The 18,685-nt window shown below is 30.7% G+C and carries 13 protein-coding genes and 1 other RNA gene; all 14 read left to right on the forward strand.

The genetic code is table 11. The annotated features are described in order from the left end of the window. Positions 1-267: a transfer-messenger RNA gene (ssrA, locus tag JJD95_RS15825) on the forward strand; the annotation flags it as partial. 327 nt (positions 268-594) lie between these two features. Next, positions 595-1,461: an AbaSI family restriction endonuclease gene (locus JJD95_RS15830; protein WP_291643990.1), complete on the forward strand. Its 867-nt coding sequence runs from the start codon at positions 595-597 to the stop codon at positions 1,459-1,461. A 491-nt stretch (positions 1,462-1,952) separates the two neighbouring features. Next, positions 1,953-2,927: a recombinase family protein gene (locus tag JJD95_RS15835; protein WP_291643991.1), complete on the forward strand. Its 975-nt coding sequence runs from the start codon at positions 1,953-1,955 to the stop codon at positions 2,925-2,927. A 215-nt stretch (positions 2,928-3,142) separates the two neighbouring features. Then, the gene (locus JJD95_RS15840; RefSeq protein ID WP_291644002.1) at positions 3,143-3,622 is read left to right on the forward strand and encodes a sigma-70 family RNA polymerase sigma factor; all 480 of its coding nucleotides are present in this window, start codon (positions 3,143-3,145) and stop codon (positions 3,620-3,622) included. Further along, positions 3,619-4,509 (forward strand): zf-HC2 domain-containing protein, encoded by an 891-nt coding sequence (locus tag JJD95_RS15845; RefSeq protein ID WP_291643992.1) that lies wholly within the window; start codon positions 3,619-3,621, stop codon positions 4,507-4,509. Before JJD95_RS15840 ends, JJD95_RS15845 begins: the two co-directional genes overlap by 4 nt. A gap of 632 nt (positions 4,510-5,141) precedes the next feature. Continuing rightward, complete coding sequence (locus JJD95_RS15850) at positions 5,142-5,768, forward strand: hypothetical protein (RefSeq protein ID WP_291643993.1); 627 nt, start codon at positions 5,142-5,144, stop codon at positions 5,766-5,768. A 906-nt stretch (positions 5,769-6,674) separates the two neighbouring features. Continuing rightward, the gene (locus tag JJD95_RS15855) at positions 6,675-6,989 is read left to right on the forward strand and encodes a hypothetical protein (protein WP_291643994.1); all 315 of its coding nucleotides are present in this window, start codon (positions 6,675-6,677) and stop codon (positions 6,987-6,989) included. A gap of 154 nt (positions 6,990-7,143) precedes the next feature. Further along, a complete protein-coding gene (locus tag JJD95_RS15860; protein ID WP_291643995.1) occupies positions 7,144-10,335 on the forward strand; it encodes a helicase-related protein in 3,192 nt (1,063 codons plus the stop codon). Positions 10,336-10,344: 9 nt separating this feature from the next. Then, positions 10,345-11,106 (forward strand): DUF4391 domain-containing protein, encoded by a 762-nt coding sequence (locus tag JJD95_RS15865; RefSeq protein ID WP_291643996.1) that lies wholly within the window; start codon positions 10,345-10,347, stop codon positions 11,104-11,106. Between the two features lies 1 nt (position 11,107). Next, positions 11,108-12,946 carry a site-specific DNA-methyltransferase gene (locus JJD95_RS15870; protein ID WP_291643997.1) on the forward strand — a complete coding sequence of 613 codons (1,839 nt, stop codon included), beginning with the start codon at positions 11,108-11,110 and terminating at the stop codon, positions 12,944-12,946. A gap of 4 nt (positions 12,947-12,950) precedes the next feature. Then, positions 12,951-15,983: a DEAD/DEAH box helicase family protein gene (locus JJD95_RS15875; RefSeq protein WP_291643998.1), complete on the forward strand. Its 3,033-nt coding sequence runs from the start codon at positions 12,951-12,953 to the stop codon at positions 15,981-15,983. An 11-nt stretch (positions 15,984-15,994) separates the two neighbouring features. After that, a complete protein-coding gene (locus JJD95_RS15880; RefSeq protein ID WP_291643999.1) occupies positions 15,995-16,216 on the forward strand; it encodes a PC4/YdbC family ssDNA-binding protein in 222 nt (73 codons plus the stop codon). Positions 16,217-16,241: 25 nt separating this feature from the next. After that, positions 16,242-16,424: a hypothetical protein gene (locus tag JJD95_RS15885; RefSeq protein ID WP_291644000.1), complete on the forward strand. Its 183-nt coding sequence runs from the start codon at positions 16,242-16,244 to the stop codon at positions 16,422-16,424. A 154-nt stretch (positions 16,425-16,578) separates the two neighbouring features. Further along, the gene (locus JJD95_RS15890; protein ID WP_291644001.1) at positions 16,579-18,582 is read left to right on the forward strand and encodes a hypothetical protein; all 2,004 of its coding nucleotides are present in this window, start codon (positions 16,579-16,581) and stop codon (positions 18,580-18,582) included. Positions 18,583-18,685: the final 103 nt, after the last annotated feature.

An 18,685-nucleotide genomic window follows, 5' to 3' on the forward strand; every position in this document is an offset into this window, starting at 1 on the left:
ACAATTTAAACGCAAACGATAATTTAGCACTAGCAGCTTAGTTCTGCTACGTCTTACCTTTGATTACCGCGACTTAGGATAGGGCGCCGACAGCGGTGAACCGAGTCTGGGAAAGCTTTGACCTGGAAACGGAAAATATGAAGCTACCAAAACTAAAACCCGGCCAGTAGGGGTTCAGTGGAGGGAAATTTAAATTATTGGCTACGCTCGTAGATGCCTAGGTGTTATGGCTTTCGGACAGGGGTTCGACACCCCTCGCCTCCACCATAAGAAAACAACAAGTTTGATACAATGGAAAACCCTTGAATTCAGGGGTTTTCGTTGTTTTTTGGATGAAATACAAGCTGGAATTTGAAACTTAAATCATAAAAACTTGGATTAAATTGAAATAAATGCACACCCCCTATGAAATTTAGTGTAGGGGGTGTGCATTTTTAGTAGGGGGTGTGCACTTTTTAGCGGAAATAATAGTTGATTTAGCTTAGAATATTATTGTAAATATATAATTAAATAAAGGATTTATGTAATTAACAAAGAATTATAAATTTAGTATTATAACAGATTCCTAAAGAAAAATTAATTTGAGGTGTACAAATGCCATACGATAAGAAAAGAGAATATTTGATTAAAACATTATCACGAACAAAGAGAAAGGACTATGAAAATTATATAATCAATGCTATTTGGCATAAACTCGGTAGATTAGATATACAGCCAGTTACTCAACAATATGTAAAACGTACAGATGGGAAATATGCATTAATAGATTTATACTTTCCACAAATTAATGTTGGTATTGAATGTGATGAAGAATTTCATATTAGTAACGAAGAACATGATAAAAAACGTGAAATCACAATGAAAGAAATGCTGGCATCATATGATGAAACAGCTGATTTCAAATTATACAGAATAAGAGCATATGAAAGTATTGAGTCTATAGAAGAACAAATTAACTCAGTGGTTACAGAAATACAGGAAATAATTGATTCTAAGAAGATTAAAGTATGGGATATTAATAGAGAACCATTTAGTATAGTTATTGAAAAAGGTACATTAGAAGTACAAGATAATCTATCGTTTAGAACAATTGTTGAAATTACAAAGTGTTTTGGAAAAAAATATAAGGCAATGCAACACGCTTACTTTAACTTAGGTAACGGTTATTATATTTGGTGTCCAAAACTTGCAATTATTGTTGATGGAAGTGCAACTGCTGTATCAAAAGGATGGGTTAAAGAATTATCTAATGACTGGAGCAGAATTTATGAAAGCAATACAGACCACGATGCTATTATAAAAGAGAAGCATTTAGAAATATCAAGAATTACATTTGCTAAGAGCATGGATGCTCTTGGAAGAGATGTATATCGCTTTATTGGTGTTTTTAAATATTCAAAAGATGAGTCTACATCTAAAAGAAGCGTGTATCGACGAATTGCACAAAAGATTGATATATAGGAATTGAAGAAAATACAAGAAAACTTTTTTAAAAAAATTGAAGTAATAAGGATATTTTCCCAAAGACTACACACGTCGAGACGGTGGTATTGATGTCAAGAAAATAAAGAAGTGTACTCGGGAAGGCTTGATATAAGCCTTTCAGGGATTTTAGTGACAAAAATTTAAAGCTGAAAAACGATGATTTTCTGCTTTGCGGGAACATGTCCAAGAAGGCATTAAGACCCTGTACAGAGCGGATTAGATGTCAACGGGAGCGTACAGAGCAGGTTAGATGTCAGTGGTTAATGAGTGGTCGATTTAGATGTATTTGTGAATTTTTTAAGTTGAGAGAATAGGTTGGATGAAGCGAATAGAAATCCTGTTTTTATAAGGGTTTGAAAGTCTTAAATTTGATTTTCAGTAAATTAGACTACTTATCATATAACCGTAGTTGTATAGAAAGATAGTTTGCTATTTCTTAATTAATAAAGGATCAAACAGGTGATGTCATGTCAGAAGAAACTTTAAAACCTAAAGTTACAATGATTCCTGCTAGTCGTCAGCCAGTGAAGAATGTTGGTATATATTGCCGCGTAAGTATAACGCATGAGTCGCAGGATGAAAGTTTGGATATTCAAATAAAAACATTGAAGCAATATGTAGTATATAACCCAAAGTGGAAATTGTATGAGGTCTATACAGACAAAGACTCTGGGGGCAATGTTGGCCGACCAGGATTTCAGAAGATGATATTTGATTGTTATGAGAATCGAATTGATATTGTTTTAGTGAAAACAATCAGTCGTTTTGCAAGGAATACAGTTGATTTGCTTGAAACGGTAAGTAGATTAAAAGGATTGGGGATTGAGATCATATTTTATCATGAGGATCTCCGTACCAGCGAATCGGATAGTGATATACTTATATCAGCATTGAGCGCAATAGCTCAGGCTGAAAGTGAATCAACGGGTGAGGCAATTAAGTGGGGTTTGAAACGTGGGTTTATTTCCGGCAGTTCAAAGCTCTATTCCCGGAAATGTTTTGGCTATAAACACGACGAAAATGGTGAACTCATCATTGATGAGGAACAAGCAGAAGTTGTCCGTATGATATATGACTTATACTTAAATGGACTCAGCGTCATTTTAATTATCCGAGAGCTTGAAAGTAGAAATATTAAATCGCCGCAGGGTAAGGACACATGGTCAAAGCGCGCTATCCAAACTATATTAATCAATGAAAAATATGCAGGGCATGTATTGGTAGGTAAAACCTATTCTGGGGATTTTCCTAATAATAATCAGCGTAAAAATGATGGTGAGCATGAACAGTTTTTAATGAAAAATGCTCATGAACCTATTATTGAAGAAGAAAAATTTGAGCAGGTTCAAGAGGAAATAAAGCGTAGAAGCAACATTGAAATTGTTAATGGGAAAGTCAGAAGAAAAGGAACCCATTACAGTGTGAAACGTGAACAGAAATGAGTAGTTTTATATGGATTGGTTTTATTATTTGATGCAAGTATAAACTTTACAGCAAATATAACTATTAGATTGAACTAGTCTTACTCTAGGTTCAATTTTATAGCCTATAAAGTCTACATGACTATTTCTTGGAGAAATAAAAATATTTCTCCTTATTTTTGTAACGAAAGTTAAATTTAAAGTACTTATTAGTAGGAGGTGATTGAGTGCAGAATATGGATGATTTATATAAAGAGTATTTTCAAGTAGTTTTCAAGTACCTATTCTGCTTGACCCATGAAGCTGATTTGTCTGAAGAATTGGCACAGGAAACCTTCTACCAAGCGTTAAAAACATACTCTAACTTTCGAGGTGATTGCAAAATATCAACATGGCTTTGCCAGATTGCAAAGCATCTATGGCTTAAGGAGTATGAAAAAAGAAAGCGATATACATTAGATTCAGTTGACAAGATATCGGAAAATACACCAGCTAAAGATAATGTTGAATATGAGGTTTTGACAAGTGAATCTAAAATTGAATTATTTCAGAGGCTTCAGTGTTTAGATGAAAAAACCAGAGAGGTGATGTACTTAAGGCTTACAGGGGACCTCAATTTCCGAGAAATCGGTGATATATTAAAGAAAAATGAGACATGGGCACGAGTTACTTTTTATCGAGGCAAACAAAAAATAATAAAGGAGGGACAGAAATGAAAGAAGATGTGACTTGTAGTGTTGTTCAGGATTTACTTCCAAATTATATTGAGAAATTGACCATGAATGAAACAAATATAGTTATAGAAAAGCATTTAGAAATGTGTGAAAGTTGTAAAGAAGCATATGAACAGATGATCGTTGAAGTCGGAAACACTGAAAAGGTTCCTGATATAGAGCTTAAATTTCTTAAAAAACTTAAACACAAGCAAATAATCGGTGCAGTACTGTCTGCAGTCATAGCACTCCTGTGTATGTACGGACTGTACATCATGGAGTTTTCTGTGGACGTGACAAATACGATCTCGCTTGAAGCGGCAATTGATGAATATTTTTTCACAGAGAATGTCGATGCAAATGTTATTGAGAGCCAAAGGGTAGGTAGCCGCCTTATTGTTTTTTTTGAGCGCGAGGGATACGTTGGGCATTATGGAATAGCTACGCTAGAGGCGGGCTTACTTGGCAAATATCGTTTTTTGAACGCCCATCTTGATGACTGGCCACTTTATGAGTACACCTTTAGTAGTGGAAAAAGTCACCTGCTGTTGTATGGAATAAATGATTTGCAGGGAGTGGCGACCTATGCCATCTATCCTTCTAACGACACTTCCGTTCAGCCGATTTATCAAGGCGAAGTTGAACAAGCTCCGTTTTTGCGGGTAATCAAGCTAGCGAGCCCCGAAAATTATGTTGGGAAACAGTTTATCCATTACTACGATGCAAATGGGAACGAAATAGACTTTAACACACTTTGGGAAGAAGCGCCACAACCAACCGAGGGAAGAACTCCCGGCGTGGGCAGTGCTGAGCTAGGATTGATTTATGTCTATCTCGTTATCGTGCTCCTTCTTGGGATTGTTTTTGTCAGGTACTTCCTAAAACCATAAAGGAAGAGGTGGCTCAATGAAAGGCTCTGAGAACAGACCAAATAAGAGTGCCTTTGCAAGTCCGCCGGCATGGATTATGAGCATATCCATGTATTTTAGAAGAAAAAAAGTATAATGCAATATTTTAGAAACTTCAAAATATGTGACATCAAAATCCACCACTCAACTGCTAAGCAGATTTGTGATAATTTTGTTATTATGAAAAGCGCGAAGTCCTTGATTTTAAGGCGTTATTTTACATCTAATCTATAGTGTGTTTTAGCCTAACTATCACACGTTGAGACGGTAGTATTGATGTCACGTGTAAAATGGTAGGGGCGTAGAAAACCCAGTATATAAGCCATTCGTATGTTTTTGTGTTTGAAATCTGAGTGCGAAAAATGTGATTTTTTTGCTTTGTGGGAACATATCAAAATAAGCTATAACGCTTGCGAGAGAGCAATTTAGATGTCGGTGCTTGACGAGAAGTTAGGTTAGATGTTGGGTGTATGTGAGTGTTCGATTTAGATATGCTGTTCTGAAGTCTAAGAAGAAAAAGCTGTGATGCACTTTTCTTTCATGGTAGATTCGCAAAAAATACAAAGACTGTTATAGAGTAAAATAGACAGAATGGTTGAGAGGAGGAGTAGGAAATGACAATTGTACAAGAAGCTTATAATTTAACAGATGATATTTTGATCAAAATCCTCACAGGAGAATACAGAAGAATCGGAAGCGTAATCCGTTATGCAACAGGGCCAAAAAAGGGCCGCATAGTAATGCACCTTAAACCAGTTCATATGGAAGTTGCTCAACAGGCTCAGGGCTTGCTCGCTAAAGCAATTCAGTTCGCAAAAAACAATAAGAAGGCACTCATTATTGTAGGAATAAGCACTGGTATAACCGCTGCAGGAGTTGGTATTTACCATAAAATAAAGAATCACGATCCAGAAGTTGTATCGAAATTTAGAGCATCATTAAAGAACTATATAAACGGAATCCGTAAAGGTAATCTTAGTGTAGATTCGATAAATGATTTGATGACTTGCTTAGAAAATCTGAAGAAACACAAAGACTATGAGAAAATCAGTATTCAGCTTTCAACCGAGGATTTAGATATTCTTGTAAATCGAATTTTTGAGTATACAGAAAAACTGGCGAAAGACAATTCTATCGTGCTTACGGAAGATGAACTTAATGCGCAAATATCAGATGGCACAATTCTTAATCTGCAACGATATCTCAAGGCTCAGAAGAAAATTTTTGAAACAGCGGCATAACGACAATAAGAGAGCAAGTCACCCCCTATGGACTTAATGAGCCTTCAGGGCGACCTGCTCTCTTATTCGTTTATATCTTATACTAACACCAGACTTAAATTCAACAGTGACTTTATCCTCGTGTACTGTGAGCTTTTCAATCAAGCATCAGACCAGCTGCCCGTCATATTCAGAAATGACTGTGGGTTAATTTTTAAGAAATTGACTCATTTCATTTATGCGATTTTTGAGGTCACCCTTACTGGTGTTTTCCACTAGGAGATTGTGTTTTTCTTCACGCAATCTATAAATCTCATCAGCGACATCTTCATAAACACTCCTATCGTCAGCTTGCATAGCTCATGCAACGAATGGTCAGAACGCGGCATATTACTTATAAATATCCATTAGTTGATTCTCAGTTATATTAATATGGATACTGAGCAAAAGGGTATATGCTGGTTAGCTGAATTATTTTAGTGATTACTTATATGTTCCCGCATACGGCACATGTTGAGTGCGTGGTAAAGCTATATCGTAAGTAGAAGCATTGAAAATGCTAGGTTTTAATATGTTCCTACATACAAAAAATATAGGTAAGAGCTGTGTAGGGGAACATTATGCTATTTTCCTACACAATAATAAAAGCATTCAATCTTGTGGTTGAGTGCTTTTATTATGGGTAAATTTTCAAAAAATATAGCATTTTTATAATTTGTATGATATGCTTTAATTGTAAGAATTAAACATTGATATATTAAGAATTAGGGTAGAGATTTAGCTCTATGACCCTATACCAACCTGCAAATAGTAAGGTGGTTCAGCTAAAAACGATAAGGAGGTGAAGCCTAATATGACGTTCATTATCTTCTTATCTAAGGATAAGGGGATTTTTTTGTTTTTAAATAATTTTATGGAGTGATAATAATGAATACAACAGGAATGATAAGAGGGTATATGTCAAAAAATATGAAAACAGAAGAATTTATAAAATTAGTGATAGCAGCTTTAAGTAGGGAGTTTGAGAAAGAAGTTAAGTTGGAAATTATAAATGAAAATGGATTTTGGATATCATTAGATAATTATAAAATTAAGATGAGTAAAGAACTTATAGAAAAACATAAAACTCCTTATGGAATAGACAGGTTCATACTGGAAGCATTTGAAAAACAAGGCTTTAAGTTTAATAGGAATAGAAGCCAATACATCCAGTATTGTTTTGGAAGTTTTGAAGGTATGTAATAAAGTATAGAAGACATCTGCAATGTAAAAAGTTGTAGATGCTATTTTATGATTAAAATTTAAAGATTTTTTTGAGCATTTTAGCATAAAATGGTATAATTATTTAGATAATAGTAGGAATTTTGTAGTTCATACAATATAGGGAGATGTTACGATGTTTAAAAGTATTTCTAATATTGGAAATGATACAGTTACGGAATTGTTAAAAGAGAAGCTAAATAAGGAAAGTAAAGTATCTTTAGCTTCAGCATATTTTACAATCTATGCTTATTATGAATTAAAAAAAGAATTAAATAAAACAGATAATTTTAGATTTATATTTACAGCTCAAAATGATTACATAGAAAAGTTAAATGGAAATGATAGTGAAAGAATTTTTAAAGCTAACCTTAATCAAGGAGCTATTGCAAGGGAATGTGCAGAGTGGATTAAATCTAAAGCTATATTTAAATCAATGAAACTACCAGATATTATGCCGAAATCATGTAGCATTGAAAATAAAAATGATATTTCACTTATAGTAGGTAATTTGGATTTTACGTCATCTTGCATAGGGACTAGACCATCTCAAATACCAGTTTTTAATAATTACACAAGTGATTATTCTTTTTCAAAAGGATATTTAGATAATTTTAATAGCATATGGGCAAATGAAACTTTGACAGAAGATGTAACAGATGAAGTTATGAATTCACTTGGGAGAATGTATAAAGATAATACTCCAGAATTCATATACTATGTAACATTATATAATCTTTTCAAGGATTTTCTTGATGAACTTGATGAAGATAAGATTATTAAAAGTAGTACAGGCATTAAAGATTCAGTAGTGTGGAATATGTTATACAAATTTCAAAAAGATGGGGTATTAGGTGCTATTGAAAAGCTAGAAAAATATAATGGGTGTATTATTGCGGACAGTGTAGGACTTGGTAAAACTTTTGAAGCGCTAGCTGTAATAAGATACTATGAGCTTAGAAATGATAGAGTGTTAGTTTTGTGCCCTAAAAAGCTAAGGGATAATTGGCTAATGTACAAGAATAATGATAAGAGAAATATTTTGGTTAAAGATAGATTTAATTATGATGTTTTAAATCATACTGATTTATCAAGAGATAACGGTATGACAGGAGAGATAGATTTAAAAACATTAAATTGGAGCAATTATGATTTATTGGTAATTGATGAATCACATAACTTTAGGAATAATTCAGCAAGAAAAGACAGAGAAACAAGATACTCAAGGCTAATGAATGATGTTATAAAATCAGGGGTTAAGACAAAGGTATTATTGCTATCAGCAACTCCAGTAAATAATAAAATGAATGATTTAAAGAACCAAGTAGCTTTTATAACTGGAGGAAATGACGATGCATTTGAAAAGGTTGGGGTCGAAAGCATAAGCTTAACATTAAAGAAAGCTCAAACAATATTCAATAAATGGATAAACTTGTCTACTGAAGAAAAAAGGCTTAATAATTTAATAGAAATGCTTAATAATGATTATTTTAAACTGTTAGATACAGTCACTATAGCAAGGTCTAGAAAGCATATTGAGAAATATTACAACATTAAGGAAATGGGAGAATTCCCAAAACGATTAGACCCTAAAAATATATATTCTGATATAGATTTAGATAAACAATTTCCAAAGCTTGAGGAAATAAATACAATAATTAAAAAGTTAAACTTAAGTGCTTATTCTCCCTTGAAATATTTAAAGACAGAGAAGAAAGAAGAATATAGCAAAAAGTACGACATTACGGTAAGAAATAGTGTGACTTTTAAGCAGACTGATAGAGAAAATAGTTTAATTGGATTAATGAGGATGAACTTATTAAAAAGAATGGAAAGTTCAATTCATTCATTTGGATTAACTGTAGGGAAAATTAAAAATCAAGTGGAAGATAACCTTAAAATCATAGAAAAAACACAGTTTAGTTTTAATCCGGATTTAAATATTACAAATTTAGATTTGGAAGAGGATGTAGTTTCTGATTTACTTATTGGTTCAAAGATAAAAGTTCTTATTCAAGATATTGATCATATAAAGTGGAAGCAAGACTTAGACGAAGATAGAGAAAGACTAGAAACCCTATTTATAGAAACTAAAGCTATCACTGCTGATAGAGATGAAAAATTAAAAGATTTAAAAAATATTATTGAAAACAAAGTAAACAATCCAATTAATGATGGAAATAAAAAGATTATTATTTTTACTGCTTTTGCAGATACAGCAGAATACTTGTATGAAACCTTATCTAGATGGTTATTTGAAAATTTAAAGATACATAGTGCTTTAGTAACTGGAAGTGGGACTAATAAAGCGACTTTAAAAAAAATAAAAAATGACTTAAATTCAATATTAACTAATTTTTCACCTGTATCTAAGGAAAGAGATAAAGTATTTCCAGAAATCAGTGAAGAAATAGATATACTTATAGCGACGGACTGTATATCGGAAGGACAAAATCTTCAAGACTGTGATTTTTTAATAAATTATGATATCCATTGGAATCCTGTTAGAATAATTCAACGCTTTGGTAGAATAGATAGATTAGGTTCTAAAAATAAGCAAGTACAACTTATAAACTTTTGGCCTAATATGGAACTGGATGAGTATATAAACCTTGAAGCTAGGGTAAGTGGTAAAATGGTTATGCTTGATATATCTGCAACAGGAGAAGAAAATCTTATTGAATATGATGGAACAAAGCAAATGAATGACCTTGAATATAGAAAAAATCAATTAAAACAACTGAAAAATAAGGTAGTAGACCTTGAAGATATATCAGGAGGAATATCAATAACAGATTTAACAATGAATGATTTTAGAATTGATTTGTTAAATTATTTGAAAATCAATAAAGAAATATTAGAAAAAACGCCTCATGGTATATATTCATTATGCGATAGTAAAGTAGGCGAAGGTATAGAAGAAAATTCACCAGGGATAATTTTCTGCTTAAAGCATATAAAAGAAAATGAAAAGAAGAAAGATAATAATAGCTTGTATCCTTATTATATGGTATATGTAGATGAAAGTGGGAATGTGAAATTTAACTTCAATAATACAAAAAAAATACTTGATATTTATAGGAAATTAGCTGGAGAAAATGGTATGTTAAACAAAAGAATCATTGATTTATTTAATGAGGAAACTAATAATGGTGAAAATATGGACGAGTATAAGGAGCTTCTTCAAAAGTCAGTTTCAAATGTTATAGGAAAAGAAGTAGAACAAGGGGTACTGTCATTATTTAATTTAGGTGCTACATCTATTATAGATGATAGCTTTGATGGAGCAGAGGATTTCGAAATTATTAGTTATTTAATAGTAAAGTAGGGGTATGTTATGCGAGAATTGATTTATGGTTTATTAGAATTTGAAAAGTCAACTATAGCAAATAAAAAATTGCCTAAAAATACATTTTATAATACATTAGATTTGAGTAAGAAGGAAGAGAAAATTATAAAAGAAGACATTGATAATATCTATTTATTGGCTGTATACAATAAAAACACAATTAATATAGAATTATATTTGGATAATGAATTTAATTATAGTGAAATTGACTGGATATTTATTACTTTAAATAATAATAAAAAGTATAAATCTACTTTAGAGTTAATTCATAAACTTATTCCAAATCAAACTATAGTGATACTTTCTTATGAAGAGAAGTGCTGTTTTTCTACTGCCATTAAGAAATTAAATAAGGTAGAAAAAGGTAAGGTTGTAGTAGATAAAATAATAATATCTCATTGGTTAGATATAAAATGTTTATCATTAGAAGAAGAGATATTTGTAGGAAATTTAAAAGTAAAAAAGGCTCAGTACAAAAATTTAAAGGAAATGCATGAATTATTATATGCTGCTATTGAGCTAACAGAAGTTATAGGAAAAGTAAATATATATCCTAAAACCATAGAAAATATAAAAGAATTAGAGAAAGTGATAAGTGATATTAATGAAGTTGAAGAGGGCATTGCTACTTTAAAGAATAAAGAAATTGAAGAAGAAAATTTTGGAACTAAAATGGAATATAATATCCAGATAAAAGATAAAGAAGTTGTATTAAAAAAATTGAAAGATAGGTTAAAGGAGTTGTGTTAATATGGAAAAACTACAAGGAAAGAGCTTTGATATAGTGAAAGAAAATATATCAAGATTAAAAGAATTATTTCCAGAAGTATTTGCGGAGGGTAAAATAGATTTTGAAAAATTGCAATTGGTGTTAGGTGAGAATATTGAACTGTCAAATGAAAGATATAGTTTGAATTGGAAAGGTAAAGGGGAGGCAATAAAACTTGCACAAAAACAAAGCACAGGAACTCTTAGACCTTGCAGAGAAGAAAGTGTAAACTTTGATACAACAAAGAATTTATACATAGAAGGTGACAACTTAGAAGTTTTAAGACTGCTTCAAAATTCCTATAGAAATAAAGTTAAGATTATATATATTGATCCACCGTACAATACAGGAAATGATTTCGTCTATAAAGATGATTTTAGAGATAATATAAGTAACTATAAAGAAAAAATGAATGAAAGTTTGAAATCTAATGCTGATACTAATGGTAGATTTCATACTGATTGGTTAAATATGATGTACCCAAGATTACAAATAGCTAGAAATCTTTTGAAAGCGGATGGAATAATTTTTATTTCAATAGATAATAAAGAAGTAGATAACTTAAGAAAAATATGTGATGAAATTTTTGGAAAAGAAAATTTTATAGAGGAAATTGTATGGAAAAACAAATATGGTTCAGGCGCACAAACAAGAGGGTTTATTGAAGTTCATGAGTATATTTTATGTTATAGTAAAAATCCCATATTAAATTTAACATCTGAATTAGGAGAACAAGAAAGAAAAAAATATGTTAAGAAAGATGAAAAATTTGAAAAATTAGGTGGATATAGAACACAGCCTTTGATGACTAGAAGTTTGGGTGATAGAGCAAATTTAGTTTATCCGATTTATTACAAAGGTGTAGAAATTTTACCGGATAAACAATGGGTATGGTCTAGAGAACATCTTGAAGAAGCAATTGCTGATAATTGTGTGGAGTTTAGAAAAAAAGATAATGGTTCTTATACTGTAGAGGCTAAAAAGTATCTTTATGATGAAAGCGGTAATATTAGACGAGGAAAACCTGTATCTGTATTAAATGGACCATTTAATCAAGCAGGAACACAAGAGAATAAGGAGTTGTTTGAAGGGAAAACACTTTTTGATTTTACTAAACCATCAGATTTAATAAAATACTTAATTTCTTTAGAGATTAACGGAGTTAAAGATAATGAGTGTATTATATTAGATTTTTTTGCAGGGTCATCAACAACAGCACATGCAGTTATGAAGCTCAATGCAGAAGAGTGTAGTAAAAGAAAATTTATTATGGTTCAAATACCAGAACAAACTCCAGAAATTAGTGAAGCAAGAAAAGAAAGGTATGAAAATATTTGTCAAATAGGCAAAGAAAGAATTCGAAGAGCAGGCAAAAAGATTCTAGAAGAAAATAAAGATAATGAGGACATAGAAAATTTAGATATAGGGTTTAAAGTATTTAAATTAGACTACACAAATCTTAAAATATGGGATGGTAATGGGGAAAATCTTAAAGCTGATATGATTGACATGATTAATCCGATTAAAGAAGATAGAAGTCAAGAAGATGTTGTTTATGAGATACTTTTAAAATATGGTGTTGATTTAACTATGTCGATTGAAGAAATTGATATTAATGGATATAAGGTTTTTTCAGTAGGGAAAGGATATCTTTTAATTTGTTTAGAAAATGACTTATCCTTAGAATTAATTCAAAGCCTTGCAGAGAGAAGGCCTAAGAGAGTAGTTTTTTATGATAAAGGTTTTAGGACTGAAACTGTAAGAATAAATGGGGAACAAATACTTAAGAAATTTGGGGTAGAAGATATAAGAGTAATATAAGGAGGTGAAGATTTTGAAACTTAAATTTGATAGAGGGCAAGAATATCAGACGGATGCAGTAGATTCTATAATAAAAATTTTTAGAGGACAACAGGTTAAGTCTTCAATATTCACTGTATCTTTTGGTACATTGGAAATTACAGGTCAACAATTAACGCAAAATGGTATTGGTAATAAGCTTGATTTAATAGATGAAGAATTGATAAAAAATATTCATAATGTTCAGATGGATAACAACTTACCTAAAAGTAAAGGGGAAGACCTTAAAAACTTTACAATTGAGATGGAAACAGGCACTGGAAAAACCTATGTATATACAAAAACTATTATGGAACTCAATAAGATATATGGATTTTCAAAATTTATAATTGTAGTTCCAAGTGTAGCAATTAAAGAAGGTGTTAACAAATCATTTCAAATAACCAAGGAACATTTTGAAGAATTATATCCAGGACAACATTGTAATTTCTTTATATATGATTCAAGCAAATTAGAACAAGTAAGAAGTTATGCTACAAGCGATAGTATAGAGGTTATGATAATAAATATAGATGCATTTAAAAAGAGTTTTGATAATCCAGAAAAAGAAGATAAATCAAATTTAATACATAGAGATACAGATAAGTTACAAGGACAAAAACCTATAGATTTTATTAGAGAAACAAATCCAATAGTTATAATTGATGAGCCACAAAGTGTTGACAACACACCTAAAGCTAAGGAGGCTATAAGCTCATTAAACCCTTTGTTTATTTTAAGGTATTCAGCAACACATAAAGAAAAGTATAACTTGATGTATAAATTAGACCCAGTTGATGCATTTGAGCAAAAGCTTGTAAAAAGGATAGAAGTATTATCTACCACAGCAGAAAATGATTTTAATAATCCATATATTAAGCTTATAAGTGTAGAGAATAAAAATGGTTATAGGGCTAAAATAGAAATAGATGTAAAAGATAAGCGTGGTATAGCCAAAAGAATTAAAAAAGACATTAATCCAAGTTCTAAGGGGGATTTGTATTTAGTATCAGGGGAAAGAGAACAATATAAAGGCTTTGTTGTTGCTGGTATAGACTGCACAGAAGGAAGAGAGTCTATTGAATTTGAAAATGGTATTCAATTAGCAGTAGGTGAACAGATAGGAACTGTTGATGATATGGTAATAAAGAGAAGGCAAATTAGAAATACCATAGAAGAACATTTAAATAAGGAAATATACTTGCTACCTAAAGGTATTAAAGTAATAACTCTTTTCTTTATTGATAAAGTATCAAATTATAGAAGGTACAATGAGGATGGAACTATTAGTAATGGGAGATATGCTGAAATATTTGAACAAGAGTATAGAGATTTAATAGGTAAACTTAAGTATACAAAGCTTCTTGAAAATTATAGTGAGTACATATCAGAGGATAATATTCTAGCACCAGATAAGGTACATGATGGATACTTTGCGCAAGATAAAAAGGGAAAATTAAAAGATAGTAAAGTTAATTCCACAAAAGATGATGAAAATGTATTTAATAAAATAATGAGAAATAAAGAGCAGCTATTAGACTTAAAGGAAAGATTAAGATTTATTTTCTCACACTCAGCATTAAAAGAGGGATGGGACAATCCTAATGTATTTCAGATATGTACTTTAATAGATAATGTAGACACATTTACAAAGAGACAGAAAATAGGTAGGGGACTAAGACTTTGTGTTAATCAAGAAGGTGAAAGAATAACTTTTGATAAATTTGATGATGCAGAAGCTGTTAATTTATTAACTGTAATAGCAAATGAATCTTATGAAGAATTTGCAAATACTCTTCAAAAGGAAATAGAAGATGAAACTGGAGTAAAGTTTGGCTATGTAGAAAAACATAGTTTTGCAAATATTAATCATGAAGTTGTAGTTGAAGAGAATAAAACAATAGAGCCTATTGGATATGAGAAATCAGAAGAACTTTTTAATTATTTAGTTAAGAATAATTATTTAAATAAAACTGGAAAAATACAAGAAAAGTTAAAAGAAGATATAGTTTCAGATGACTTTAATGTTCCGGAGGAGTTTAAGCATATAAAAGATGAAATAGAGGTTGTAATTAAAAAGGCTATTAGGAAACTACCATTATACAATAAAAAAGATGAAGTAAAGGTAAAACTAAATAAAAGAATTTATCTTGGGGAAGAGTTTAAAACACTATGGGAGAAAATAAAGTATAAAACAACTTATTCAGTGGATATAGATACTGATGATTTAATAAAACAATCAGTAAAGTCTATAAAAAACATGCAGGAAATAAAAGGTATAAAAATAATTACCGAAAAAGCTGACATTCATATAGAAAGAAAAGGGGTATCAGCTGAAGCTACAGCCTTAAAAGCTTCTAGTGTAGATATTAAGTATACATTGCCTGATATCATAACTTATTTGCAAGAAAGCACAAGGTTAACAAGAAAAACAATTGTTGATATATTAATAAAGAGTGATAGGTTAGCCGAATTTGAAAAAAATCCTCAAGTCTTTATGGAATTAGTAGCAAAAGAAATTAAGCGAGTTAAGAAAAATCTTATTGTAGACGGAATTAAATATGAAAAAACAGGTGATGAAGTTTACTATACGCAAGAGCTTTTTGATGATAAAGAAATAATAGGATATATGAAAGCAAATGCAGTTGAAGTTAAAAATCAAAGAAGTATATACAGCCATATAATATATGATTCGTATATAGAAAAAGATTTTGCAGAGAGATTAGATAAAGACCCGGATGTAAAACTTTTTGTAAAACTGCCAAGTTGGTTTAAAATTGATACTCCTATAGGTGACTATAATCCAGACTGGGCAATTCTTATAGAAAAAGATAATGAAGAAAAATTGTATTTTGTTGTAGAGACAAAAGGGACTACAGATAAAGAGGAATTAAGGGAAAAAGAAGATGGTAAAATAACTTGTGGAAAAAAACATTTTGAGGCTTTAAATATAGATGTTGAAATGAAAGTTAAGTACGAGGTTCAAAGTGATTATAAGAAATTTAAAGTTAATATATAAGGAGATGTATTATGGCGGAAATAAAATTTGAAATAAAAGAAACTACAGGAACTCTTTCAGAATCAGCAAAAGGCTGGAAGAAGGAATTAAATCTAATTAGCTGGAATGAAAAAGAGGCTAAGTATGATATTAGAGATTGGGATTTAGAACATAAGAAGATGGGCAAGGGTGTTACTCTGTCTGTAGAGGAATTAAAGAAGCTTAGAGATGTGTTGAACGAAATGGAGTTGTAAAAAATAAAACAAAAGGGAGTTTGGGATGTTTAAAAAATATCGTGAAGTATATTTAATAAATAAGTCTACAAACACAAAATTTTCTTTATGTAAAGTGCTGAATGAGTATGACAGTAAAGAGTCTGCAATGGAAGATATAATGAAAATATTAACAAAAAAAATTAATGAGATTGATTTATTGAAGGAATTTGATGGTAAAGAGATTTAATCTTAAATTACACCAGCTACATTTGCGACTGGTGTTTTATTTTGTCTAAAAATCTTTAAATTGGAAGTTTTCAGTAGTATAATTAAATTATTGTGAAATTTTAGAATAAACACAAATTTTATATAGATACCTAACAGATTGGGGGTCAGCTTAGATGAAGCAAAAACAAATTAAAGTTTACAGCTTCGGAAGAAAAAATATTACTGATGGTGTAATAACTTCTGAAAAATTAGAAGAAAATATAATAACTTTAACTGAAAGTTTTCTTACATTTGCCTATGAGTGCTATACGAATCAAAAAATAGAAGATGGTAAGTTAATAGATGAAATAATAAAAGTAATGTTGCCTAGTTCCGAAGAAGAAGCAAAACCTGAATGGGATAATGGATTAATGTTAAATGATAAAAAGTATTATGCTTGGTTTGCAACTACTGGCGGGATGAAAAAAGAAGATGGGGGTAAGTGTGAAACTATATTTGTAAGGGAAGATTTCATCGACTTTGGTAAAGAATTTGAGAATTTAATATCTTTAGGCAAGTTCAAAGAGATTGAGGAAAGTAAAGAAAAAATCTGTATAAATAAGGATGTACTAAGCAGAATGTCTTTAGGTATTAGTAGTTGTTATATGGCAGGCGATGTGCCCGACATTATTGTATTGCCACAACCTAAATTTCATTTAATTAAGGAATATAAAACTGTAGAGAAATTTACTGAGAAGGTAACGGATAAAAGTGGGAATGAAAAAGAGCAAATAAATTATAATTTAGTAGATTATCATTTTGATGATGATATAGATGTTTTTGATGGTGGAGCTATAGCATCTCCCAAGGTCTTTAGGCAGATTGAAAAAGAATTAAATGTTAACTATGATTTAGAGTTTGCTATCATTAGGGGTTATGGCATTGCCATAAAAGGAATGATAACCAAGTTTGATATTTTGAAATATTTAAATATATTCTATATGAAAGATACAGACTTCTGTAAAAAAGAAAATGATAAATTCTATTTAAAAGATATGTGGAATGAATGGCAGGAAGTTACTGATAATACAATGCTTCTAAATGAATCAATGGTTAAGTTAGCAAAGTATTATAAAGTTGATAAGGGTGAAAATATAGAAACATATAAAAATAGACTTGCCGAAGTAGACACAAAGTATAGAGATATAATTGGCAAACTATATGTAACTAAGGTAAATAAAAGAGATGAGGACATTGAGGAATATAGAAGATTAAATTATCAATTACTTACAGCATTAGCTTTGAGTAAAAAGGACTATGTGGATTTAGTAAAAGAGGATATTAAAACTTATAGAAAAATCTTAAAGCCCTTTGATAAAGCTAGCGATAAAGAAGAGTGGAATATTAATATAGATTATATAAGGTTATTCTTTAAAAATATTATTAAAAGTGATAATGAAGAAAGTGAAGAATTACAGGAAGAAATAAAAAATGTTACTAATAATGTAGTTAACAAATGTGAAGAGCTTCTTAATATTTCTGAAGAGTTTATAAATCTAAAATTCGTTAAAAATAATTTAGCAAAGCTTATAGAAAAGAAATGTAGAGAGATTGCAGTGGGAAAGGTTACAGCCAAAGCAAAATATCAGTATATTGCGGTAGATCCTATTTCTTATATGAATTATGCAATGTTTAGAGATCAAAAGGCTAATGGACTTAAAGAAGGAGAATTCTATAGTTATGATTGCAATGATGGAGACATAAGAACCGTAGCGAGGAATCCATTATGTGCCTATAGTGAAGTTCATAATGTTAAATTTGTTAGAAATGCTTTCTTGGATAACTATTTAAGCCCTTGCCGAGAACTAATTTATTTTAATCAGAAGAGTGATATTTTGGCTCTTATGAGTTCAGCAGATACAGATGGAGATGCTTGCACTGCAATAGAATCTGACATTATCAGAAATGCAGTATTGGTTCCACAGGATGCTAAGTATTTTATAAATAAAGATGATGGTCATAAAGAAATGATGGAATATAATTTTGAGAATAGATTTTTAGCAACTTATAGAGCTTCAGGAAACTTAATCGGTAGTATTGCTTTAAAAAGTGCTAGCATTAATTCAAATAGTCAGCAAACCTATGATTACTATGATACAGTATGGTCCTATGTCAATAAAAAGTACAAATTAAAATGAGAAAGTTATTAGTAATCCCCTTAAATTTAACTTGCGATTGATACATTAAGTTTATTTGCTTTTTTATAGGCTATTTCAAACTCATCAGGTGACATATAATTGC

The organism is Clostridium sp. (assembly GCF_016650035.1).
Lineage (GTDB): Bacteria > Bacillota > Clostridia > Clostridiales > Clostridiaceae > Clostridium_AD.